Consider the following 22419-nt stretch of genomic DNA (forward strand, 5'->3'; position numbering starts at 1 on the left):
ATGAAATGATGTTTTACTTACTCAACAGATACTCAGGCCCGGCATAAAAGCGATAAAACATGTTTACTTCCGGCAGCAATTGCGAAAGGGTAACGCAATGAAGCGACCTTCGGTAAAGGGGCAGGACACTTCTTTACCGTGCCGTAAAAGGCACACGATAAATTACACTATCTCCTTAATTTCTCCACGATTGCCTGCAGGCTTACCGCTAGAGTGTCACAGGCTGCGCAATAACAAAAAATGTACAAAATGAGGTCCTAATTCTGATGGCGAATTTCTTTATCGATCGCCCCATTTTTGCGTGGGTACTGGCTATTATTTTATGCCTGACCGGAACGCTCGCAATTTTATCGCTTCCCGTTGAGCAATATCCCGAGCTGGCGCCGCCGAACGTGAGGATCTCCGCCAACTACCCCGGTGCCTCCGCGCAAACGCTGGAGAATACCGTTACCCAGGTTATCGAGCAGAATATGACCGGCCTCGATAACCTGATGTACATGTCATCGCAGAGCAGCGCCACCGGTCAGGCGACGGTCACCCTGAGCTTTACCGCCGGAACCGACCCCGATGAAGCGGTCCAGCAGGTGCAAAACCAGCTGCAGTCGGCGATGCGTAAGCTGCCGCAGGCAGTGCAGAATCAGGGCGTCACGGTGCGTAAAACCGGTGATACCAACATTCTGACCCTCGCTTTTGTCTCCACCGACGGCAGCATGGACAAGCAGGATATTGCCGACTACGTCGCCAGTAACGTCCAGGACCCCCTAAGCCGGGTTAACGGCGTCGGTGATATCGATGCCTATGGCTCCCAGTACTCGATGCGTATCTGGCTCGACCCAACGAAGCTCAACAGCTATCAGATGACGGCGAAAGACGTTACCGACGCCATCGAATCGCAGAACGCCCAGATTGCCGTGGGCCAGCTGGGCGGCACGCCGTCGGTTGATAAGCAGGCGCTTAACGCCACCATCAACGCCCAGTCGCTGCTGCAGACGCCGGATCAGTTCCGCGATATTACGCTGCGCGTTAATCAGGATGGCTCGGAAGTGACGCTCGGTGACGTTGCCAGCGTTGAGATGGGGGCCGAAAAGTACGATTACCTCAGCCGCTATAACCGCCAGGCGGCATCAGGGCTGGGTATTAAGCTCGCCTCCGGCGCCAACGAAATGGCCACCGCCGAGCGGGTCATCACCCGCCTGAACGAGCTTTCGCAATATTTCCCCCACGGCCTGGAGTATAAAATCGCCTACGAGACCACCTCGTTCGTTAAGGCGTCGATTACCGACGTGGTGAAAACGCTGATTGAAGCGATCGCTCTGGTGTTCCTGGTGATGTACCTGTTCCTGCAAAACTTCCGCGCCACGCTGATCCCGACCATTGCCGTCCCGGTGGTCTTAATGGGCACCTTCGCGGTGCTCTATACCTGCGGCTACAGCATCAACACCCTGACGATGTTTGCCATGGTGCTGGCGATCGGCCTGCTGGTGGATGACGCCATTGTGGTGGTGGAGAACGTCGAGCGGATCATGAGCGAGGAGGGACTTTCGCCCCGTGAGGCGACCCGCAAATCGATGGGCCAAATACAGGGCGCGCTGGTGGGTATCGCCATGGTGCTGTCGGCGGTGTTTATCCCGATGGCCTTCTTCGGTGGCACCACTGGCGCCATTTACCGTCAGTTCTCAATCACCATTGTGTCCGCGATGGTGCTATCGGTGCTGGTAGCGATGATCCTCACTCCGGCGCTGTGCGCCACCCTGCTCAAACCGATTCAGAAAGGTGAACTGCACGGTCAGAAAGGCTTCTTTGGCTGGTTTAACCGCATGTTTGACCGTAACGCCAGCCGCTACGAATCTTCGGTCGGGAAAATTCTGCACCGTTCGCTGCGCTGGATAATGATCTACGTCCTGCTGCTGGGCGGGATGGTATTCCTGTTTATGCACCTGCCGACCTCGTTCCTGCCGCAGGAAGATCGCGGAATGTTCACCACCTCGGTGCAGCTGCCCGCCGGCTCTACGCAGCAGCAGACGCTGAAGGTGGTGCAGAAGGCCGAAGACTACTTCCTTAAGAACGAGAAGACCAACGTCGAATCGGTGTTCGCCACCATCGGCTCCGGCCCGGGCGGCAACGGCCAGAACGTGGCGCGAATGTTCGTGCGCCTGAAGGACTGGGACCAGAGGGACCCTACCAGCGGCTCCGCCTTTGCCATTATCGAACGGGCGACCAAAGCCTTTAACAAGATTAAAGAGGCGCGCGTCTTCGCCAGCAGCCCGCCGGCCATTAGCGGGCTGGGCAGCTCCGCCGGCTTTGATATGGAGCTTGAGGACCACGCCGGCAACGGCCACGACGCGCTGATGGCCGCCCGCGACTCCCTGCTGGAGCTGGCCGCCAACAATCCTCAGCTGACCCGCGTGCGCCACAACGGCCTTGATGATAGCCCGCAGCTGCAGGTTGATATCGATCAGCGCAAAGCGCAGGCGCTGGGGATATCGATTGATGACATCAACGATACGCTGCAAACCGCCTGGGGCTCGAGCTACGTGAACGACTTTATGGACCGCGGCCGCGTGAAAAAAGTCTACGTCCAGGCGGCGGCAAAATATCGCATGCTGCCGAACGACATTAATCAGTGGTACGTGCGCAACAGCAGCGGCACGATGGTTCCCTTCTCGGCCTTTGCCAGCTCACGCTGGGAAACCGGCTCGCCGCGCCTGGAACGCTATAACGGCTACTCGGCGGTCGAAATCGTCGGCGAAGCCGCGCCGGGCGTCAGTACCGGTACGGCGATGATGATTATGGAAGAGCTGGCGCAGCAGCTGCCGAACGGCTTCGGCCTCGAATGGACGGCGATGTCCTATCAGGAACGCTTATCCGGCGCCCAGGCCCCGGCGCTGTACGCGATCTCCCTGCTGGTAGTCTTCCTGTGCCTGGCGGCGCTGTATGAGAGCTGGTCGGTTCCGTTCTCCGTGATGCTGGTGGTGCCGCTGGGGGTCATCGGCGCCCTGCTGGCAACCTGGATGCGCGGTCTTGAGAACGATGTTTACTTCCAGGTCGGGCTGCTGACGGTTATCGGCCTGTCGGCGAAGAACGCCATCCTGATCGTCGAGTTTGCCAACGAGCTCAATGAAAAAGGCGAGGATCTGCTGGTTGCGACGCTTTCGGCCTGCCGACAGCGCCTGCGGCCGATTCTGATGACCTCTCTGGCCTTTATTTTCGGCGTGCTGCCGATGGCGACCAGCACCGGCGCGGGCTCGGGTAGCCAACACGCGGTCGGCACCGGGGTGATCGGCGGTATGATTTCCGCCACCATTCTCGCTATTTTCTTCGTACCGCTGTTCTTTGTGCTGGTGCGCCGCCGCTTCCCGCTGAAAGAGCGGCCGCAATAAACCGCGGCCAGCGCGAGGGGTTATCGTCGCGCTGGAATAACAAAAAGGCGGCCACAAGGGTCGCCTTTTTTATGTGTTCAGATCCACTGCATCGTTATTTTCGCAGTCAGACTACCCTGCCCACATTGCGGAATTTATTTACGAAGCATGCCTTCGATAAAATCTTTCCAGTTCCCTAGTTCATGATCAATCATAATAGCCTCTCTTATTATTATGGGTGATTTTATGTAAATTCATCGGTGATGGGAAGTTGCCTGCCCCTATTGCTTTGATTACCTGATGGCCACTGTCAGGATAGCTATCGCTGATTTACCGCTACTATGGCCCTGCCACTGTCAATTTAATGTGATAGACAGCAACATTTTGCAACATTAGGTTCGTTCTTATGGGTTGACCGTCCACGGCAGAAAGGGCCAGGATTTCAGCATGCGAGCGCCGTCACAATCCTGCGGCGAGAGATGAATATTTAACCAACATATAAGCATGGTTATATATTCCCGGCAAAAAATTACATTTATTAAACCGATTAACGTATTATTCCCTATCGGCTTATATATCCCCGAAATAACTCAAGTTTCAGGATGCTAACGGACAGGCCGCCGGGTGCGTCGCGAGTATATTCGGAAAAATCTGCGTTCCGCGCTTAATTCAATGAAAAAGGTTTCATTATGCTGACCATGTACGGGATAAAAAACTGCGACACCGTTAAAAAGGCCCGCCGCTGGCTGGAAGCTAACCAGATTGAATACCGCTTCCATGATTATCGCGTCGATGGGCTGGAGCGTGAATTATTAGATACGTTTATTGCTGAACTGGGTTGGGAAGCCCTGCTCAACACCCGCGGCACCACCTGGCGTAAGCTGGATGAATCGGTTCGCGCCCGCATCGATAACGCCGATGCCGCCGCCGGGCTGATGCTCGAAATGCCGGCAATCATCAAACGCCCATTGCTCTGCGCGCCCGGTCAGCCTATGCTGCTGGGCTTCAGTGAACTCACTTATAAGAAGCTTGTTAACGAGGTATAGTCTATGTCTTGCCCGGTCATTGAGCTGGCTCAGCAGCTTATTCGCCGCCCTTCCCTCAGCCCCGATGATGCGGGATGTCAGGCGTTAATGATTGAACGTCTGCGGGCGATTGGTTTTACCGTTGAACCGATGGATTTCGGCGATACCCAAAATTTCTGGGCCTGGCGCGGACGCGGTGAAACCCTGGCCTTCGCCGGTCATACCGATGTTGTCCCGGCGGGCGATGCGGACCGGTGGATTAACCCACCGTTTGAACCGACTATTCGCGACGGCATGCTGTTTGGCCGCGGCGCGGCGGACATGAAAGGTTCGCTGGCGGCGATGGTAGTGGCCGCCGAGCGCTTCGTCGCCCAGTATCCGAACCATAAAGGCCGACTGGCCTTTTTGATCACCTCCGATGAAGAAGCCAGCGCCCACAACGGCACGGTGAAAGTCGTCGAAGCCCTGATGGCCCGCAAGGAGCGTCTCGACTACTGCCTGGTGGGCGAGCCATCCAGCACCGAAGTTGTTGGGGACGTGGTGAAGAACGGCCGCCGCGGCTCGTTAACCTGCAATTTAACCATTCACGGCGTGCAGGGCCACGTCGCCTATCCCCACCTGGCGGATAACCCGGTGCACCGCGCCGCGCCGATGCTCACCGAACTGGTGGGAATCGAATGGGACAAAGGCAACGAATTCTTCCCGCCGACCAGTATGCAGATTGCCAACGTCAAGGCGGGCACCGGCAGCAATAACGTCATTCCGGGCGACATGTTCGTGCAGTTCAACTTCCGCTTCAGCACCGAACTGACCGACGAGATGATCAAAGCCCGGGTTGTCGCGCTGCTGGAGAAATATCAGCTGCGCTACTCCCTTGACTGGTGGCTCTCCGGCCAGCCGTTCCTGACCGGCCGCGGTAAGCTGGTTGAAGCGGTGGTGAATGCCATTGAGCACTATAATGAGATCAAACCGCAGCTGTTGACCAACGGCGGTACCTCCGACGGGCGGTTTATCGCTCGCATGGGAGCACAGGTGGTTGAGCTGGGACCGGTGAATGCCACGATCCACAAAATTAACGAGTGCGTGAACGCCGCCGACCTGCAGCTGCTGGCGCGGATGTATCAACGGATCATGGAACAACTGGTCGCCTGACAACATCGACAGATACCCTGAACGATGACGGGTATGAAAGAGGAAGCAGCATGGAATGGCTAAGTAAATACTGGTGGATTCTGGTGTTAGTCTTTTTAGTGGGCGTCATGATTAACGTGATTAAGGACCTTAATCGCGTCGACCACAAAAAATTTCTCGCCAATAAGCCGGACCTTCCCCCTCATCGTGACTGCAACGATAAGTGGGATGATGACGACGACTGGCCGAAGAACGACCAATCGAAGAAGTAGGATTTATGCCCCCTCTCCCCGGTGAACGTCACGTCGCCGGGGAGTCTCCCGGATAACGGCGCTATGCGCCTTATCCGGGCCAGATAGCGCCTGATTACAGCAGTTCGATAATATCGTCATCTTTCGGCGTGCTGCCGCTTAGCGCTTCGTCAAAATAGTGCTTCGGCACGGTATAGCGCAGGCGTTCGAGCGCAAACTGCATGCTGCGATCGTCAATCGCGTGCCCCAACCCCTCAACGATATCCAGCGTCACGTCGCCGCCGGCCTGCACCAGCGCCTCCTGGGCGGAGACGGCCCACGCCAGATCGATAACCCGATCGTCGCCGCCGTGGATCAGGTGCACGGTGGTCGCCGTGGTCGCCGACTGCGGCAGCGTGGCGTATCGTCCGTTAAAGGCGATAACCCGCGAGGCCAGTCCCGGCTCGGCCTTGATGCTTTCCAACGACATAATAGCCCCCTGCGAGAAGCCAATCAGCGCCGTTGCCAGCGCGGACACGCCGCTGTGCTTCTGCCAGTAGCGCACGGTCTCAATAAAGGTCGGCATAATGGCGTCAATGCGCGCCTGCCGGTTCTCCTCGGTCACTCCCTGCACGGAGAACCACTGACGGCCGGGTTCCGGTCCGCACGGTTCGACGCCGCCGATGCTGACGATTAGCGCATCCGGAAACTGCGGCGCGAACAGGCTGCCGATTTGCCCCATTGAAACCGGGTTATCACCGACGCCATGAAACAGCAACAGCAGCTGTTGGGCAGGTGTCACGGGGCTTTGAACAATAAAGTGATCGTGTTTCATGGCTTTCTCCTTAGTCTACGCGGGCAGTGTACGCCGCCGATAAAATATGACCATGACATTTAACTGAATGAGTTAGTTAAAAAAATTGCAGTTGCTCAACCCGCTGGCGCAGCGCATCGGCGCGGGCCGCATCCAGGCTGAACAGCGCCTGCCCCGCCTCCTCGCGTAACCTTGCCAGCAACGCTTTGCGCCCGGCCAGCCGCAGCGAAGCGCAAAGCTCGGCCTCATCCTGCTGCCAAAGGCGGGCGCGCAGGGCCGGAAGCGCCAGATCGACCCGCAGCAGCAGGCGGTTCAGGCAGCCAATCGTCGCCAGCAGCGGGCGGTGGGCAAAGGCGAATCCGGCGGCCTCGAGCCAGTCCTCTTCCGTCAGCATAGCAGCCTCGACAACCGGCAGCGGCAGCGCCTCTTCCCGCCATTCGCGCAGCCAATACTCGTCGCGCTGCAGCCGCGCCAGCTCCTGCTGGCGTAAGCGGTGGCCCGCGGGCGTTAACGGATAGAGCGCCATCGCCGTATAGCAGCCGCTGCTCGCTTCACGGTGGGTACCGAGACGCACCAGGGTAAAGCCGCAGCGCTGCCAGAAGCGCCAGAGCTCGGCGGTATAGCCGAAGCTCACCGAGAGATAATCAAGCCCTTCCGCCTCGGCCACGGCCTTCGCCACCAGCGTCTGGCCTGCCCCTTCACGCTGGCGCGACGGATGCACGGCAATGCGGCCAATTCGTCGGGCCACTAGCGTAGCGGCCAGCGGAGCACCGCCGTGCGCCGCCAGCGACTGGGCCACCAGATTGCCGCGCGGGCGGCGGTATCCCGCCCACACCGCCTGACTGAGGGCGGGGGCAAGACCGCCCTCCTCCACCAGCCACAGCGCCCCGGCAACGTGGCTTCCGGCGCGCGCGCAGATAAACCGCTGCCCGGGAGCGTCCATCATCCGGCGTAAATCCAGCGGGGAGGTGCGATAGTGGGCGCCGGAAAGGAGCTGATACATCGCCTCCGGCAGGGCCGGCTGCCGCTGCCAGCTGGCCTGATGTACCGTTTCCAGCGTCACCTGACCCAGCGGTGGATGCCTAAAGGCCTCATCCCCAAACAGCAGCAGCTCGCTCACCAGCGCCTCCAGCGGGCAGCCCGGCGCCCAGCGAACGGGCGCAGAGAGGCTAAACTGGCGCAGCTGTGCGAAGCCTGAGCAAAACTTAAGCAGAAAGCCGCGACCGGTCCCTTCATAGCCCTGCACGGTGGTGGTCAGCAGCGTGCGCGGGAAGCGCGCCACCAGCCGACGCAGCAGCGGCCCGGGAATGGCTGCCGCTTCGTCAACGATCAGCCACGAGGCGTTAACCCCGGACGCCAGCAGCGCGTCCGGGGCCATAAAGCGAAAATCTTCCCCGGCAAAGGCGGCGATAACGTCCGTGGCGCCGCGGGCGGGCGCGGTAACAATCGCATCGCCCCTTAGCTGTCGGATAAGCATCCCCGCCAGCGCCGATTTCCCCCGCCCGCGCTCGGCGGTCACCGCGGCAATGCCGGGAGGGAAAGCGGCCAGCTCGGCAAGGATAGCCGCTTGTTCCGCCTGCGGGCGGCCGTCAGCGGGATACCACAGGGGCCGGGGCGCGGCATCCGACAGACGCGGCGCCTCACCCTGCTGCCAGACCAGCGCCTCTTTAGCCGCTGCGATCCGCTGGCAAAAACGCTGCACAAAGTTGGGGGTTGGGATAGGGTCAGGCGCATCGCTCCAGCGCAGCGAATCCGCGTCCGGCTGCGTCGGCCAGCGTGCAAAAGGAGGGGTCAGCAGCACCAACCAGCTTCCGGCGCGCAGCGTGCCGCAGAGGGCGGCAAACGCCGCCACGTCGAAGCCGCTGCGGGCGTCAAAAAAAGCGTGCTGGTATTCACGCCCGAGCAGAGACTTCAGGGCGCCGGGAGAGCCCGAGGGCGCCGGCATCGGCTGGGGGGAGATCCACAGGCCATCCCCGGCCAGCCGTTCACGCAGCGCCAGCGCCTGCTGCAGGCACCACGCCTCGTCGCCGCTGAGCACCAGCAGGCGACGAATGCCCTGCTGCGCCATCCGGGCCGTCAGGTTAAGGATTTCGTCCATCTACGCTAGCGGTCAGAGCGCATTACCAAACGTATTGCACTGCGCCGGATCTCCGCTGTCAAAACCGCGTTTAAACCAGGTATAGCGCTGCTGCGAGGTGCCGTGGGTAAAGCTGTCCGGGACGATGCGCCCCTGGCTTTGCTGCTGGAGGCGGTCGTCGCCAATGGCCTCTGCGGCATTCAGCGCCTCCTGCAGATCCCCGGTTTCCATCACGTCCTGATTCTGCATGCTGTGGCCCCAGACGCCGGCAAAACAGTCGGCCTGCAGCTCCATTTTCACCGACAGGCGGTTAACTTCAGCCTGTGACGCGTTCTGCTGCAGCTGGCGCACTTTGGATTCAATGCCCAGCAGCTTCTGTATATGATGCCCAACCTCGTGCGCAATCACGTAGGCCTGAGCAAAATCGCCGTCCGCGCCGAGCTTGCTTTTCATCTCATCGTAGAACGAGAGGTCGATGTAGACCGTGCTATCGGCCGGGCAGTAGAACGGCCCCATCACGGACTGGCCGGTACCGCAGCCGGTCCGCGTCGCGCCGCGATAGAGCACCAGCTTCGGCTGCGGGTATTGACGGCCCATCTTTTGGAAGATGGCGCCCCAGGTATCTTCGGTATCCGCAAGGATCACCTTAGTGAACTTCGCGGCCTGCTCTTCCTGCGGGCTGATGGAGCGTTGGGTGGTGGTTTGCTGCTGTGAAACCGGCTCCCCGGTCAGCATGCCGGTCAAATCCACGCCGTAATAGCCGGCTACCAGCACGATAATCAGCAGGACAATACCGCCCTTCCCGCTGGGAAGACGGAAACCGCCGCCACCGCCGCCGAGGGGGGAACCGGAATCATTACGTCGATCTTCTACATTGTCGCTTTCGCGACGCCCTTGCCAGCGCATAGGCACCTCAATTCATCAAGTTCTCGAATATGAGAGATCGTAGGCGGTTCGGCGCAGGATTACCACTGGAAACAACAAGAAGAGCGCCAGAAGATAGAGCTACCTTCTGGCGAAAGGAGGATTAGTCGAGCTTAACGCCAAGACGATGGGCCACTTCTTCGTAGGCCTCGATCAGGCCGCCGAGGCTCTGACGGAAGCGGTCTTTGTCCATTTTGTCGAGGGTATTTTTATCCCACAGGCGGCTACCGTCCGGCGAGAACTCGTCGCCCAGCACCACTTCGCCGTTAAACAGACCAAACTCCAGCTTGAAGTCGACGAGGATCAGGCCCGCGTCGTCAAACAGCTTTTTCAGCACGTCGTTCGCTTTGAAGGTCAGCTCCTGCATGCGGGCCAGATTCTTTTTATTCACCCAGCCGAAGGTTTCGCAGTAGGACTCGTTGACCATCGGGTCGTGCATCGCATCATTTTTCAGGAACAGGTCAAACAGCGGCGGATTCAGCTCAATACCTTCTTCGATGCCCAGACGCTTAACCAGAGAGCCGGCCGCACGGTTGCGGACCACGCACTCAACCGGAACCATCTCCAGCTTTTTCACCAGGCACTCGGTGTCAGAAAGTAGCGCTTCCATCTGGGTCGGAATGCCGGCTTCTTCCAGCTTGCTCATAATGAAATGGTTGAACTTGTTATTCACCATCCCCTTACGGTCGAACTGTTCGATACGCGCGCCATCCCCTGCTGAAGTATCGTTACGGAACTCGAGTATCAGCAGGTCCGGGTTCTCGGTGCTGTAAACGGTTTTCGCTTTACCACGATACAACTCAGCTTGCTTGTTCATCTTTGTCACTCCAGTGAAGATATAGACGATAAAAAAGGCGTTTCTGTGCCGACGCACACGTTTGCGTCACTATACAGAAAAAAGGGCTGGATTGCTCCAGCCCTGTTTATTACTTACCGAATGCGGCCTGGAATACGGCAACCAGCGCGTCGTTCTGCGACTGGGTCAGCGTATGACCTTTCGGGTCAATGAACTGCAGGCTGCTGCGGTTATCAAGGTCGCCAACCTGCAGCTTGTAGTCACCAGAGACCAGCTGCGGATCTTGGGCACCCAGCTCCTGCCAGCTGCTGTCAGACAGCGGCTTGTAGGTCAGCGCCATGCTGCCTTGAGAACGCGTGCTGTCGGTCACCTTCATGCCCGCTTTTTCCAGCGCGCCAGGCAGACGTTGCCACACGAGGTTAAACGGCGCGCGGACAACCAGCATCGGCAGACCGGTATCGTCGGCGGCGCTCTGCACGTCGAAGGTCGCACCGGCGTTTTTCTGCGCCGCGTTCTGCGCGCTGGTGGCGTTCATATCCAGACCTTCGGAAATGACGTTCAGCATAGAGGTGCTGTAGCGCTGCAGCGATGCCGGATCGGATACCGGTTTCCCGGCCTGCTCGAGGTTAACCAGCTTCACCACAACCGCCTGCTGATAGCCCTGCGGTTTAACTGAGATTTGATAGCGACCACGGTACTGCTGGTCTTCATCGAGGCGATTCCACTCCACCCAGTCGGTGCTCAGCGTCTGGCTGGCATCGTCACGTTTGGTGATGACGTAGTTTTTTGACTGCAGAATGCTGGTGACCTGCGCCCACAGCGAACCGCTGCGGCCGTTTTCCACCATCAGCGTCGAAGTGTCACCGTTAAACTGAGTGCGTGCGCCGTTTACCAGGGCCAAAGGCTGGGCCGGTGGACGAATGTCCAGAGCTTTACCCACCGCGCCGGTGCTGGTCGCAACCGGAATATTATAATCGCCAACCTGAACCGGCAGGATCATCCCCGCAGGCGCGTGAAGCTCGCTGAGCGGCGTAGCTTGCAGGTAAACCTCGTCACCGCCAACCTGACGCTTGTAGCGCGAATCCGAACTACAGGCCGCAAGAAGCAGGACCAATGAAACACCCGCAACCTTCGCCAGGCGCGACTTCTGTACTGAGTAAGCCATCAAATCTCCCTAAACTTTACAGCAAACCGGCATGCTTCAGCGCTGCGGTTACCGCCTTCTTACCGTCTTCGGTAATCGGCGTCATCGGCAGGCGCAGCGTATCGGTCGCCACAAGACCCAACGCCTTGCATGCCCATTTCACAGGGATAGGGTTGGGTTCGACAAATAATTTTGTATGCAATGGCATCAGACGCTGATTAATCGCCCGCGCTTCGGCAAACTGACCGGCCAAAGCCAGTCGGCACATATCCGCCATTTCACGAGCCGCAGCGTTTGCGGTAACGGAAATCACGCCATGACCGCCCAGCTGCATAAAGTCCATTCCGGTGGCATCATCGCCGCTCAGCAGAATAAAGTCGTCTGAAACCAGCTCTTTGATCTGATGAACGCGACTTAAGTTCCCCGTCGCTTCCTTAATACCGATAATATTTTTTACTTCCGCCAGACGACCGACGGTTTCCGGCAGCATATCGCAACCTGTACGGGACGGCACATTATACAGAATTTGCGGCAGGTCGGTGTGTTCTGCGATGGCTTTAAAGTGTTGGAACAGCCCTTCCTGGGTCGGGCGGTTGTAATAAGGGGTTACCGTCAGGCAGCCAACGATGCCGCTGTCGTTGAAACGCTGGGTCAGGCTGATCGCCTCTGCGGTTGCATTTGCACCGGTCCCTGCGATAACGGGGATACGCCCGTCGGCCAACTCAAGCGTCATCATCACAACGTCGCCATGCTCTTCATGGCTCAACGTCGCGGACTCACCGGTAGTCCCTACCGAAACGATCGCCGAGGTTCCGCTGGCGACATGGTAATCAATCAGTTTTTTCAGGCTTGTCCGGCAGACGTTACCGTTTTCATCCATCGGCGTGACAAGCGCTACAATACTTCCCGTGAACATGGGCCATCCTCAGAGCAGAAGTGCGACAAGATTCTCAATGTTACGTTTGGTGCCGTAATAAAAGCAAGAGACCCGATGCCTTCAGGGATGTTGTATGCCGGTTTTTTTTATGCTTTCCTAATGTTACCTCACCTTTTTAAAGGAAGAACAGGTTTGACCGCCTCATTACAACACTATCTGGTTATTACCGCTTTGGGCGCTGACCGTCCCGGCATCGTGAATACGATCACCCGCCATGTCAGCAGCTGCGGCTGTAATATCGAAGACAGCCGGCTGGCCATGCTCGGTGACGAATTTACGTTTATCATGCTGCTTTCTGGTACGTGGAACGCGATTAACCTGATTGAATCGACTCTACCGCTGAAAGGTGCCGAGCTGGATCTGCTGATCGTGATGAAACGGACGACCGCCCGCCCGCCTCAGGCCATGCCAAATACGGTCTGGGTCCAGGTTGAGGTACCTGACTCGCCGCATATTATCGAGCGCTTCACCGCCCTGTTTGACGCGTGGAATATGAATATCGCCGAGCTGGTTTCTCGTACCCAGGTCGGCAGTGATGACGATTCAGCCCAACTGTTCATCCAGATAACGGCGCACAGTCCCGCTACGCAAAATGCATCAAATATCGAACAAGCGTTCAAAGCCCTATGTACAGAACTCAATGCACAAGGCAGTATTAACATCGTTAATTATTCACAGCATGATGAACAGGATGGAGTTTGAGTAATGAATCCACTGAAAGCCGGTGATATTGCACCGAAATTTAGCTTACCAGACCAGGACGGCGAGGAAGTAAATTTGACCGACTTCCAGGGACAGCGTGTTCTGGTTTATTTTTACCCGAAAGCCATGACCCCGGGCTGTACCGTCCAGGCCTGCGGCCTGCGCGATAATATGGATGACTTAAAAAAAGCGGGCGTTGAGGTACTGGGCATCAGTACGGATAAACCAGAAAAACTCTCCCGTTTCGCCGAAAAAGAGCTGCTGAACTTCACGCTGCTGTCTGATGAAAACCATCAGGTCTGCGAGCAGTTTGGTATCTGGGGCGAAAAATCGTTTATGGGGAAAACCTACGACGGTATTCACCGTATTAGTTTCCTGATTGATACAGATGGCAAAGTTGAACACGTGTTTGATAACTTCAAAACCAGCAATCACCACGACGTGGTGCTGAACTGGCTGAAAGAAAACGGCTAACGTTTTATCGAACGCAGGACGCCGGGGCATTTCACCGCCCCGGCGTCCGTTTTAGCGCCTGGTTCGTCAAGCCGTCGCGCTATTTATCCTCTTCAACCACCAGTCCGTCCGGCCAGGCGTGCACCACCGCCTTGATTAACGTCGCCAGCGGGATGGCAAAGAATACGCCCCAGAATCCCCACAGCCCGCCAAAGATAACCACCGACAGAATAATCACCAGCGGATGCAGGTTTACCGCTTCCGAGAACAGCACCGGCACCAGCAGGTTACCGTCCAGCCCTTGAATAATCAGGTATACCGCAAACAGGCTCCAGAACTCGGTGCCCGCGCCGAACTGAAACAGCGCCACGCCCACCACCGGAATGGTGACTACGAAGGCGCCAATGTAGGGGATCAGCACCGAGAATCCGACCAGCACCGCCAGCAGCAGCGAATAGTTGAGCCCGAAGAGGATAAAGCCGATCCACGTCGCCACGCCGACGACGATCATCTCCAGCACCTTACCGCGAATGTAGTTGGTGATTTGCTGATTCATCTCCTTCCACACCTGCCCTGCCAGCCCGCGGTTACGCGGCAGCACGCGGCGTACGGCGTTGAGCATCTGCTCTTTGTCTTTCAGCAGGAAGAAAACCATCAGCGGTACCAGCACCAGATAGACCGCCAGGGTCAATAAGCCGACCAGCGAGGCCAGGGAGTACTTCACCACCGAATCGCCGACGGTCAGCATGCGGTTACGCATATTGTCCGCCATCGCGTCGATAATCCCGGCGTCCATCAGCGCCGGATAGCGGCGCGGCACGGTGGCGGCAAAATCGGAGAGCTTATTCAGCATGCCCGGCATATCGCGAATCAGATAGATCCCCTGCTGCCAGGCGACGGGCATCACTACGAAGGCCATCAGCAGCAAAATACCGACAAACAGTATCAGAACGAACGACGTCGCCCAGGTACGCGATAGCCCCACGCGCTCGAGCCTGACGGTCGGCCACTCCAGCAGATAGGCCAGCACGATAGCCACCAGTAACGGCGCCAGAAGACCGCTGAAAAAGAACATAATGCCGAATCCAGCCAGCAAAATAACCAGCAGCGCTATCGCCTCCGGATCGCTGAACCGGCGGCGGTACCACTGTATTAACATCTCAAGCATAAACCCTTCCCTGAAGCGCAAAACTGCAACAACCCGAGGAATTGTATCTAAACGTCACAAAAAAGACTTCGCTTTTTATTAGCAAAACCACAAACATGACTTCCCGCAGCAAGATCATATTTTCAACGGCGTCAACGACAGCTAAACTCGCAGGACGCGCGGAAATGGAACATTACGCCGCCCTACCGGTCAAACTGGCACACCCACATACACAGGACAGAGGTTATGTTCAGGCAGTTAAAGAAAACGCTGGTGGCAACCGTGATAGCGTCGCTGACGCTGGGTTCGATTTTACCTGCTTTTGCTGACTCCGCAGATACCCTGCCGGATATGGGTACCTCTGCAGGAAGCACGCTTTCCATCGGTCAGGAAATGCAGATGGGGGATTACTACGTTCGCCAGCTTCGCGGCAGCGCTCCGTTGATCAACGACCCGCTGCTGGTGCAGTACATTAACGGATTAGGTATGCGCCTGGTTGCGCACGCCAACTCGGTGCGAACGCCCTTCCACTTCTACCTGATTAACAACGACCAGATTAACGCCTTCGCTTTCTTTGGCGGCAACGTCGTGCTGCACTCGGCCCTGTTCCGCTACTCGGATACGGAGAGCGAGCTGGCGTCGGTCATGGCGCACGAAATTTCACACGTCACCCAGCGCCACCTCGCACGCGCGATGGAAGACCAAAAGCGCAACGCCCCGCTGACCTGGGTCGGCGCGCTGGGCTCGATTCTGCTGGCGATGGCCAGCCCGCAGGCCGGTATGGCCGCGCTCACCGGCACGCTGGCCGGTACCCAGCAGGGATTAATCAGCTTTACCCGCCAGAATGAAGAAGAGGCCGACCGCATCGGTATTCAGGTGCTGCAGCGCTCCGGGTTCGATCCGCAGGCCATGCCGGCTTTTATGAGCAAGCTGCTTGACCAGTCGCGCTACTCCACCCGGCCGCCGGAAATGCTGCTAACCCACCCGCTGCCGGAAAGCCGCCTGTCCGACGCCCGCAACCGCGCGAATCAGATGCGTCCGGTGGTGGTGCAATCGTCGGCCGATTTTTATATGGCCAAGGCGCGAACGCTGGGGATGTACAACTCCGGGGACAATAAGCTCGGCGACGATTTGCTGAACGCATGGGCGAAAGGCAATATCCGCGAGCAGCACGCCGCGCAGTACGGCCGCGCCCTGCTGGCGATGGGCAACAATAGCTACGATCTTGCGCGTAAAACCCTGCAGCCCCTGTTGAGCGCCGATCCGCAAAATGCCTGGTATCTCGATCTGGCAACCGATATTGACCTTGGCCAGAAAAAAACGGCCGATGCGATTAACCGCCTGAAGAACGCCCGCGAAATCCGCACCAACCCGGTACTGCAGTTGAACCTCGCCAACGCCTACCTGCAGGGCGGCCAGCCGGCCGACGCGGCGAATATCCTTAACCGCTACACCTTTAATAATAAGGACGATGGCAACGGCTGGGATCTGCTGGCGCAGGCGGAAGCGGCCCTCGGCCATCGCGATCAGGAGCTGGCGGCCCGTGCGGAAGGTATGGCGCTGGTCGGCCAGCTTGCACAGTCGATTTCGCTGCTCAGCAGCGCCAGTTCACAGGTGAAGTTGGGCAGCCTGCAGCAGGCTCGCTACGATGCGCGCATCGATCAGTTGCGCCAGCTGCAGGAACGCTTCCGCCCCTATCAAAAAATGTAAGGAGACCCCATGTCTGACGCGGTAAAAATCTACCATAACCCTCGCTGCTCCAAGAGCCGCGACACCCTCAGCCTGCTGAAGGCGAACGGTATCGACCCTGAAGTGGTGCTCTATCTGGAGACGCCGCCGGATGCGGCGACGCTGCGCCAGCTGCTGAAAATGCTGGGTATGGTGAGCGCCCGCGAGCTGATGCGCCAGAAGGAGGATCTGTATAAGTCACTGGAACTTGCCGATCCTCAGCTCAGTGAAGATGCGCTGATTCAGGCGATGGTCGACAACCCGAAGCTGATTGAACGCCCTATCGTCGTCAGCCACGGCGAGGCGCGGATCGGCCGACCGCCGGAACAGGTGCTGGATATCGTGAATTAAGCAGGATGCGCCATCGTCATGATGGCGCCGATCCCAATGGCTCGCTAGAGCTTAAGGATCTCTTTAACGAAGGGAATGGTCAGCTTACGTTGGGCGGTAATAGAAGCGCGATCGAGCTGATCGAGCGTCATAAACAGCGAGCGCATTTCGCGATCGAGGCGCTTGAGCAGGAAGCGGCAGACGTCTTCCGGCATCTCAAACCCGCGCAGCCGCGCGCGCAGCTGCAGCGCCTGCAGCTTGTCTTCATCGGACAACGGCTGCAGCTTGTAGATTTGTCCCCAGTCGAGGCGCGATGCCAAATCCGCGAGGCCAAGATTGAGCTGGCGCGGAGGGCTATCACCGGTGATCAGCAGGCGGGTTTTACCCGACTCCAGGATGCGGTTGTAAAGGTTGAAGATCGCCATCTCCCACGGCTCGTCGCCGGCCGCGCATTCGATATTATCGATACAAACCAGCGAAAGCTGTTCCATCCCCTCCAGCACTTCCGGAACAAACCACGTACGCTTATCCAGCGGCACGTAGCCCACCGCATCGCCGCGCTGGGAAAGCTCCGCACAGGCGGCATGTAGCAGGTGACTGCGCCCCGCGCCTTCACGCGACCAGATATAGATGTACCCACTATGCTCCTGCCGCAGAACGTTCTGTAAGGCAGCGAGAAGAGAAGGATTACCACCCGGCCAAAAACTCGCAAAAGTTTCATCGTCAGGAAGGTACAGTGGCAAGGAGAGCTGTGCCGGTGCGTTCAGATGGACCTCATCATAGACTGACAGAAAAACGCGGAGAGTTTATCACGAAGTCTGCCGTGAGAGAACCGGGCGGGATCGCCGCCCGGCTGGAGGATCAGCGTTTTGCCTCGGCGTCATCAGCCGTATCAGCCGCGTCGAGAACCACCTCTTCCGGACGCAGGACGCTAATTAATTTGAAGATCAGGCTCAGGGCGACGCCAACGATAGTCGCCAGCGCCATGCCTTTCAGCTCCGCCGCGCCGATGTGCACCTTCGCGCCGCTGACGCCAATGATCAAAATCACCGAGGTCAGAATCAAATTCTGCGCCTTGTTGTAATCGACCTTGGATTCAATCAGCACGCGGATACCCGATGCGCCGATCACGCCGTACAGCAGCAGCGATACGCCGCCCATTACCGGTAGCGGAATGATCTGAATCGCCGCTGCCAGCTTGCCGACGCAGGAGAGCAGAATGGCGATAATCGCCGCCCCGCCGATAACCCAGGTACTGTAGACGCGGGTAATCGCCATCACGCCGATGTTTTCACCGTAGGTGGTGTTGGGCGTCGAGCCAAAGAAGCCGGAGATCATCGTCGACAGGCCGTTGGCAAACATCGAGCGGTGCAGGCCGGGATCGCGAATCAGATCCTTTTTAACAATATTCGCCGTCACCACCAGGTGCCCGACGTGTTCGGCAATCACTACCAGCGCGGCGGGCAGGATGGTGAAAATCGCAAACCACTCAAAGCGCGGGGTGTAGAAGGTCGGCAGCGCAAACCAGTGCGCCTCGGCGATAGGAGTGGTATCGACAACGCCCATCACAAAGGAGAGCGCGTAGCCCACCAGCACGCCGATAAGAATCGGGATGATGGCGAGGAAGCCGCGGAACAGCACCGAACCGAAGACAGTCACCGCCAGCGTCACCATCGAGATAATAATGGTTTTGCTATCGGGAGACTGCCCGTCGGCGGGCAGCAGGCCGGCCATATTCGCCGCGACGCCGGCAAGCTCAAGACCGATAACCGCGACGATAGCCCCCATGGCCGCCGGCGGGAACATCACGTCCAGCCAGCCGGTGCCGGCCTTTTTAACAATAAAGGAGACGATGCAAAACAGCACGCCACACATAATAAAGCCGCCCAGCGCGACCTCATAGCCCAGCGGCAGCAGCAGCAGAACCGGGGAGATAAACGCAAAGCTCGACCCCAGATAGGCCGGGATTTTGCCCTTACAGATAAACAGGTACAGCAGCGTGCCGATACCGTTAAACAGCAGCACGGTAGCCGGGTTAATGTGAAACAGGACTGGCACCAACACCGTTGCGCCAAACATAGCGAACAGATGTTGCAAACTTAGCGGGATTGTCTGTAAAAGCGGCGGTCTTTCACTCACCCCGATTGCGCGGCGCGTCATAGTGTTTTCCTCTGAGTGTCGTTATTAGTTGCTGTTGGCGTGTTTTATTCAAAAAAAAGCCGACTCTTAAAGTCGGCTTCTTATTAATGCTGCAATTATTTAGTACCAAAAATCTTATCGCCGGCGTCGCCGAGCCCGGGAATAATATATCCGTGCTCGTTGAGGCCCTGGTCAATGGACGCGGTGTACATCTCGACGTCCGGGTGCGCTTTCTCCAGCGCGGCAATCCCTTCCGGAGCGGCAACCAGCACCAGCACCTTGATGCTTGAGCAGCCCGCTTTTTTCAGCAGGTCGATAGTGGCGATCATCGAACCGCCGGTTGCCAGCATCGGGTCAACCACCAGCGCCATACGTTCGTCGATATTGGAGACCAGCTTCTGGAAGTAAGGCACCGGCTCGAGGGTTTCTTCATCGCGGTAGATGCCAACGACGCTGATGCGCGCGCTCGGGACGTGTTCCAGAACGCCTTCCATCATGCCGAGGCCGGCGCGCAGAATAGGCACGACGGTAATTTTCTTACCTTTGATCTGCTCAACTTCAACCGGGCCATTCCAGCCTTCGATGGTGACCCTTTCGGTCGCCAGGTCGGCGGTGGCTTCATAAGTTAGTAAGCTACCAACCTCTGAGGCGAGTTCACGGAAGCGTTTGGTGCTGATGTCGTGCTCGCGCATCAGGCCCAGCTTGTGTTTGACGAGTGGGTGTTTCACTTCCACAATCTTCATTCTCTTTCTCCTCTGAGGGGCAGCCACAAAAAAAATCGCGGGATTATACCGCTTTTTCCCATTTGCGCCATAGCCGATATGTTTGACCGGGATCAACCAAAATGCTTTGCGCTGCCTGAGCCAGTATAAATCAAAATAAAAAAACCCCGCGCAGGCGGGGTTTCACGGGGCTTTCGGGCAGTTTAGAGGGTTTCGCCGTTACTGCCGATAACCTGCTGATACCATGCAAAAGATTTCTTGCGGCTGCGGGCCAGGGTGCCGTTACCTTCGTTGTCTTTATCGACGTAGATAAAGCCGTAACGCTTTTTCATCTCGCCGGTTCCGGCAGAGACCAGGTCGATACAGCCCCACGGGGTGTAGCCCATCAGGTCAACGCCGTCTTCCACCACCGCTTTTTTCATTTCGGCGATATGGGCGGAGAGATAATCAATGCGGTACTGGTCGTCCACCGTGCCGTCAGCTTCGCGCACGTCGATAGCGCCAAAGCCGTTTTCAACAATAAACAGCGGCAGCTGGTAATGATCCCAGAACCAGTTCAGGGAGTAGCGCAGCCCAACCGGGTCAATCTGCCAGCCCCAGTCTGATTTCTGCACGTACGGGTTGGAGACCAGACTTTTCGTCTCATCATAATCCAGCTGCGGATTATCTTCGGTGGCCTTGGTGGCGAACGACATATAGTAGCTGAAGCCAATATAGTCGACGCAGCCTTCGCTTAACGCCACGCGATCTTCTTCGGTGATATCCAGCGCAAAGCCGCGGCGCGCAAAGTAGTTGAGCAGGTGCTGAGGGTACTTACCGCGCACGTGAACGTCGGTGAACCAGTAGCGGCGGTGCATGGCGTTCATCGCCATCATCATATCGTCAGGCGCGCAGGAGAGCGGGTAAATGGGGCACATCGCAATCATGCAGCCAACCTGCAGCGCCGGGTTAATCTCCCGCGCGGCTTTCACCGCCAGGGCGCTGGCAACCAGCTCGTAGTGCGCGGCCTGATACATCACCGGCTCGCGATCCTCATCCGGCAGGAACTTCAGCCCCGAGTTGGTGAACGGCGCAAAGTCTTCGTGGAAGTTTGCCTGGTTGTTGATCTCGTTAAAGGTCATCCAGTACTTCACTTTATGCTGATAGCGCTTAAACACCACCTGCGCAAAGCGCACGAAGAAATCAATCAGCTTACGGTTACGCCAGCCGCCGTATTCGCTCACGAGGTGATAAGGCATCTCGAAGTGGGAGAGCGTAATAACCGGCTCAATCCCGTGCTTCAGGCACTCGTCGAACAGATCGTCATAGAACTGCAGCCCGGCTTCATTCGGCTCCTGCTCGTCGCCCAGTGGGAAAATACGCGTCCAGGCAATAGAGGTACGAAAGCATTTGAAGCCCATTTCCGCAAACAGCTGAATGTCATCTTTATAGCGATGATAAAAATCAATCGCCTCATGGTTAGGGTAATTTTTACCCGCCACCACGCCGTCGGTAATTTCACGCGCCACGCCGTGGGCGCCTGCGGTCATCACGTCGGCAACGCTCGCGCCTTTGCCGCCCTCCTGCCAGCCGCCTTCCAGCTGATGCGCCGCGACCGCGCCGCCCCACAGAAAACCTTCTTTAAATCCAGACATGTTCTCTTCCTTATGAGCGATCGCCCGTCGGCGACCGGTATTGCTGATTGAAATGGTAAACGGCGCCAATCAGCCCGGCGTCGTTGCCGTGGCTGACGGTGTCGATATAGTCTGCAATGCCAAACCAGGCCAGATGTTCACGCAGCAGCATCAAAAAACCCGGACGTTCCACAATGCCGCCGCCGATGAGGATAGTCTGCGGATCGAACACGTTGACGAGGTTATAAAGGCCGGTACCAAGGCCGTTAAAGAATTCGGCCACCAGCCGATGGCAGGTCGCATCGCCCCTGTCGTAGCGATCGAATATCTCTTCCCCGGTCACCTCTTCCAGCGTTTTGCCGAAATGCTCGGCGTAGCGCTGGCGCAAAATACGCAGCGTGCAATTCTCATTCATTGAGTAGCGACGAACGTCGCGGGTGCCAGGGCGCTGGGTCTGCATATAGCCAAATTCGCCGGCGCGAAAGCTCGCGCCATGCACCAGTCGGTTATTACAGAAGATCGCCCCGCCGATCCCGGTGCCAATCGTCAGGACCAGAAAATCACTTATATTGGCGGCTTTGCCCTGCCAGCGCTCGGCCAGCAGCACGCAGTTAGCGTCGTTTTCAATGGCGACAGGAAGTCGGGTCCGTTGTTCAAGCCAGGTTTTGATAGCGAAATTATCGAATCTACGGATAGCGCCGCCCATTTCGATATAGCCGGTGTGCGGATTAACGTAGCCGGGCACGCTGATCGCCACCCCTTCGCACTCCGGGTGCGCGGCAATCCACGCCAGCATGGCCTGCAAAATTTGCTCGCCGTCGCTGTCGCGAATCGGCTGCTTTCCCTTCTCCAGCAGTTCGCCGGTGCTGGTCATCGTGCCCATTTTTAGCGCCGTGCCACCAATATCAAATGCGGCAATGCTCATCCTGTCCCCCCTCCTGAATCCCCTCGGTACCGTCGTTCGGCTCGCTTAAACAAAAAGAGAAACCGGTTTCAGTGGCATAATGGTCATTCTGGCTCACAGAGGCAAGCACAAGAATGTACCCGGTTTCATTTTCGTGAACAGTATCAAATTTGTCCATCTCGCCGCCGATTAACGCCGACTGTAAAGCAGGCTCGCAAACGTTTGCTATCCCTGTTAGAATTGC

At 57.6% G+C, this 22419-nt stretch carries 21 protein-coding genes; 8 read left to right on the forward strand and 13 right to left on the reverse strand.

Annotation, left to right across the window (positions count from 1 at the left end):
* Window positions 1–266: 266 nt before the first annotated feature.
* Complete coding sequence (acrD, locus tag GVK32_RS10990; protein WP_159867829.1) at window positions 267–3380, forward strand: multidrug efflux RND transporter permease AcrD; 3114 nt, start codon at window positions 267–269, stop codon at window positions 3378–3380.
* A 134-nt stretch (window positions 3381–3514) separates the two neighbouring features.
* Here acrD and ypfM read toward each other — a convergent pair whose 3' ends face one another.
* Window positions 3515–3574: a protein YpfM gene (gene ypfM / locus GVK32_RS10995; RefSeq protein ID WP_115193902.1), complete on the reverse strand. Its 60-nt coding sequence runs from the start codon at window positions 3572–3574 to the stop codon at window positions 3515–3517.
* Window positions 3575–4048: 474 nt separating this feature from the next.
* Between ypfM and GVK32_RS11000 the strand changes: the two genes are divergently transcribed.
* The 3 genes from GVK32_RS11000 to GVK32_RS11010 are packed head-to-tail and all read left to right on the forward strand — an operon-like array spanning window position 4049 to window position 5787.
* Window positions 4049–4405 (forward strand): ArsC family reductase, encoded by a 357-nt coding sequence (locus GVK32_RS11000; protein WP_045856235.1) that lies wholly within the window; start codon window positions 4049–4051, stop codon window positions 4403–4405.
* Window positions 4406–4408: 3 nt separating this feature from the next.
* On the forward strand, window positions 4409–5536 hold the full coding sequence (dapE, locus tag GVK32_RS11005; protein ID WP_041146672.1) for a succinyl-diaminopimelate desuccinylase: 1128 nt from the start codon (window positions 4409–4411) through the stop codon (window positions 5534–5536).
* A gap of 50 nt (window positions 5537–5586) precedes the next feature.
* On the forward strand, window positions 5587–5787 hold the full coding sequence (locus tag GVK32_RS11010) for a YpfN family protein (protein ID WP_128877456.1): 201 nt from the start codon (window positions 5587–5589) through the stop codon (window positions 5785–5787).
* Between the two features lie 94 nt (window positions 5788–5881).
* Here the strand turns inward: GVK32_RS11010 and ypfH are convergent, their stop codons facing one another.
* The 6 genes from ypfH to dapA all read right to left on the reverse strand — a co-directional run bounded on the left by ypfH (window position 5882) and on the right by dapA (window position 12416).
* A complete protein-coding gene (gene ypfH / locus GVK32_RS11015; protein WP_159867832.1) occupies window positions 5882–6580 on the reverse strand; it encodes an esterase in 699 nt (232 codons plus the stop codon).
* Window positions 6581–6656: 76 nt separating this feature from the next.
* Window positions 6657–8657, reverse strand: coding sequence for a tRNA(Met) cytidine acetyltransferase TmcA (locus tag GVK32_RS11020; RefSeq protein WP_159867835.1), 2001 nt, complete (start codon window positions 8655–8657; stop codon window positions 6657–6659).
* 12 nt (window positions 8658–8669) lie between these two features.
* The gene (locus tag GVK32_RS11025) at window positions 8670–9542 is read right to left on the reverse strand and encodes a neutral zinc metallopeptidase (RefSeq protein ID WP_159867838.1); all 873 of its coding nucleotides are present in this window, start codon (window positions 9540–9542) and stop codon (window positions 8670–8672) included.
* 121 nt (window positions 9543–9663) lie between these two features.
* The gene (gene purC / locus GVK32_RS11030) at window positions 9664–10377 is read right to left on the reverse strand and encodes a phosphoribosylaminoimidazolesuccinocarboxamide synthase (protein WP_041146677.1); all 714 of its coding nucleotides are present in this window, start codon (window positions 10375–10377) and stop codon (window positions 9664–9666) included.
* A gap of 109 nt (window positions 10378–10486) precedes the next feature.
* A complete protein-coding gene (bamC, locus tag GVK32_RS11035) occupies window positions 10487–11521 on the reverse strand; it encodes an outer membrane protein assembly factor BamC (RefSeq protein ID WP_123710318.1) in 1035 nt (344 codons plus the stop codon).
* A 16-nt stretch (window positions 11522–11537) separates the two neighbouring features.
* Window positions 11538–12416, reverse strand: coding sequence for a 4-hydroxy-tetrahydrodipicolinate synthase (dapA, locus tag GVK32_RS11040; protein WP_041146679.1), 879 nt, complete (start codon window positions 12414–12416; stop codon window positions 11538–11540).
* A gap of 153 nt (window positions 12417–12569) precedes the next feature.
* Between dapA and GVK32_RS11045 the strand changes: the two genes are divergently transcribed.
* Both GVK32_RS11045 and bcp read left to right on the forward strand, forming a co-directional pair.
* Window positions 12570–13139 carry a glycine cleavage system transcriptional repressor gene (locus GVK32_RS11045; protein WP_041146680.1) on the forward strand — a complete coding sequence of 190 codons (570 nt, stop codon included), beginning with the start codon at window positions 12570–12572 and terminating at the stop codon, window positions 13137–13139.
* Window positions 13140–13142: 3 nt separating this feature from the next.
* The gene (gene bcp / locus GVK32_RS11050; RefSeq protein WP_041146681.1) at window positions 13143–13613 is read left to right on the forward strand and encodes a thioredoxin-dependent thiol peroxidase; all 471 of its coding nucleotides are present in this window, start codon (window positions 13143–13145) and stop codon (window positions 13611–13613) included.
* Between the two features lie 79 nt (window positions 13614–13692).
* Here the strand turns inward: bcp and GVK32_RS11055 are convergent, their stop codons facing one another.
* The gene (locus GVK32_RS11055; RefSeq protein WP_041146682.1) at window positions 13693–14760 is read right to left on the reverse strand and encodes an AI-2E family transporter; all 1068 of its coding nucleotides are present in this window, start codon (window positions 14758–14760) and stop codon (window positions 13693–13695) included.
* 225 nt (window positions 14761–14985) lie between these two features.
* On the opposite strand from GVK32_RS11055, the gene bepA reads away from it, so the two are divergent.
* On the forward strand, window positions 14986–16449 hold the full coding sequence (gene bepA, locus GVK32_RS11060; protein ID WP_159867841.1) for a beta-barrel assembly-enhancing protease: 1464 nt from the start codon (window positions 14986–14988) through the stop codon (window positions 16447–16449).
* A 9-nt stretch (window positions 16450–16458) separates the two neighbouring features.
* Window positions 16459–16818, forward strand: a complete 360-nt coding sequence (gene arsC / locus GVK32_RS11065; protein WP_041146684.1) for an arsenate reductase (glutaredoxin) — start codon at window positions 16459–16461, stop codon at window positions 16816–16818.
* 44 nt (window positions 16819–16862) lie between these two features.
* Here the strand turns inward: arsC and GVK32_RS11070 are convergent, their stop codons facing one another.
* The 5 genes from GVK32_RS11070 to bglK all read right to left on the reverse strand — a co-directional run bounded on the left by GVK32_RS11070 (window position 16863) and on the right by bglK (window position 22196).
* A complete protein-coding gene (locus tag GVK32_RS11070) occupies window positions 16863–17564 on the reverse strand; it encodes a DnaA inactivator Hda (RefSeq protein WP_217698328.1) in 702 nt (233 codons plus the stop codon).
* Window positions 17565–17658: 94 nt separating this feature from the next.
* Complete coding sequence (gene uraA / locus GVK32_RS11075) at window positions 17659–18957, reverse strand: uracil permease (RefSeq protein WP_159867844.1); 1299 nt, start codon at window positions 18955–18957, stop codon at window positions 17659–17661.
* Between the two features lie 95 nt (window positions 18958–19052).
* The gene (upp, locus tag GVK32_RS11080) at window positions 19053–19679 is read right to left on the reverse strand and encodes a uracil phosphoribosyltransferase (RefSeq protein ID WP_041146687.1); all 627 of its coding nucleotides are present in this window, start codon (window positions 19677–19679) and stop codon (window positions 19053–19055) included.
* 182 nt (window positions 19680–19861) lie between these two features.
* Window positions 19862–21292, reverse strand: a complete 1431-nt coding sequence (locus GVK32_RS11085) for a 6-phospho-beta-glucosidase (protein ID WP_159867847.1) — start codon at window positions 21290–21292, stop codon at window positions 19862–19864.
* Between the two features lie 10 nt (window positions 21293–21302).
* Complete coding sequence (gene bglK, locus GVK32_RS11090; RefSeq protein WP_159867850.1) at window positions 21303–22196, reverse strand: beta-glucoside kinase BglK; 894 nt, start codon at window positions 22194–22196, stop codon at window positions 21303–21305.
* Window positions 22197–22419 lie beyond the last annotated feature (223 nt).

This window comes from Klebsiella sp. 18074, assembly GCF_902705905.1.
GTDB classification, from domain to species: Bacteria; Pseudomonadota; Gammaproteobacteria; order Enterobacterales; family Enterobacteriaceae; genus Klebsiella; species Klebsiella terrigena.

What these genes read in the sequence shown, in the direction of transcription:
- acrD (WP_159867829.1), top strand. Translation starts at nt 267, where the DNA reads ATGGCGAATTTCTTTATCGATCGCCCCATTTTTGCGTGGGTACTGGCT.
- GVK32_RS11000 (WP_045856235.1), top strand. Translation starts at nt 4,049, where the DNA reads ATGCTGACCATGTACGGGATAAAAAACTGCGACACCGTTAAAAAGGCC.
- dapE (WP_041146672.1), top strand. Translation starts at nt 4,409, where the DNA reads ATGTCTTGCCCGGTCATTGAGCTGGCTCAGCAGCTTATTCGCCGCCCT.
- GVK32_RS11010 (WP_128877456.1), top strand. Translation starts at nt 5,587, where the DNA reads ATGGAATGGCTAAGTAAATACTGGTGGATTCTGGTGTTAGTCTTTTTA.
- ypfH (WP_159867832.1), bottom strand. Translation starts at nt 6,580, where the DNA reads ATGAAACACGATCACTTTATTGTTCAAAGCCCCGTGACACCTGCCCAA.
- GVK32_RS11020 (WP_159867835.1), bottom strand. Translation starts at nt 8,657, where the DNA reads ATGGACGAAATCCTTAACCTGACGGCCCGGATGGCGCAGCAGGGCATT.
- GVK32_RS11025 (WP_159867838.1), bottom strand. Translation starts at nt 9,542, where the DNA reads ATGCGCTGGCAAGGGCGTCGCGAAAGCGACAATGTAGAAGATCGACGT.
- purC (WP_041146677.1), bottom strand. Translation starts at nt 10,377, where the DNA reads ATGAACAAGCAAGCTGAGTTGTATCGTGGTAAAGCGAAAACCGTTTAC.
- bamC (WP_123710318.1), bottom strand. Translation starts at nt 11,521, where the DNA reads ATGGCTTACTCAGTACAGAAGTCGCGCCTGGCGAAGGTTGCGGGTGTT.
- dapA (WP_041146679.1), bottom strand. Translation starts at nt 12,416, where the DNA reads ATGTTCACGGGAAGTATTGTAGCGCTTGTCACGCCGATGGATGAAAAC.
- bcp (WP_041146681.1), top strand. Translation starts at nt 13,143, where the DNA reads ATGAATCCACTGAAAGCCGGTGATATTGCACCGAAATTTAGCTTACCA.
- GVK32_RS11055 (WP_041146682.1), bottom strand. Translation starts at nt 14,760, where the DNA reads ATGCTTGAGATGTTAATACAGTGGTACCGCCGCCGGTTCAGCGATCCG.
- bepA (WP_159867841.1), top strand. Translation starts at nt 14,986, where the DNA reads ATGTTCAGGCAGTTAAAGAAAACGCTGGTGGCAACCGTGATAGCGTCG.
- arsC (WP_041146684.1), top strand. Translation starts at nt 16,459, where the DNA reads ATGTCTGACGCGGTAAAAATCTACCATAACCCTCGCTGCTCCAAGAGC.
- uraA (WP_159867844.1), bottom strand. Translation starts at nt 18,957, where the DNA reads ATGACGCGCCGCGCAATCGGGGTGAGTGAAAGACCGCCGCTTTTACAG.
- upp (WP_041146687.1), bottom strand. Translation starts at nt 19,679, where the DNA reads ATGAAGATTGTGGAAGTGAAACACCCACTCGTCAAACACAAGCTGGGC.
- GVK32_RS11085 (WP_159867847.1), bottom strand. Translation starts at nt 21,292, where the DNA reads ATGTCTGGATTTAAAGAAGGTTTTCTGTGGGGCGGCGCGGTCGCGGCG.
- bglK (WP_159867850.1), bottom strand. Translation starts at nt 22,196, where the DNA reads ATGAGCATTGCCGCATTTGATATTGGTGGCACGGCGCTAAAAATGGGC.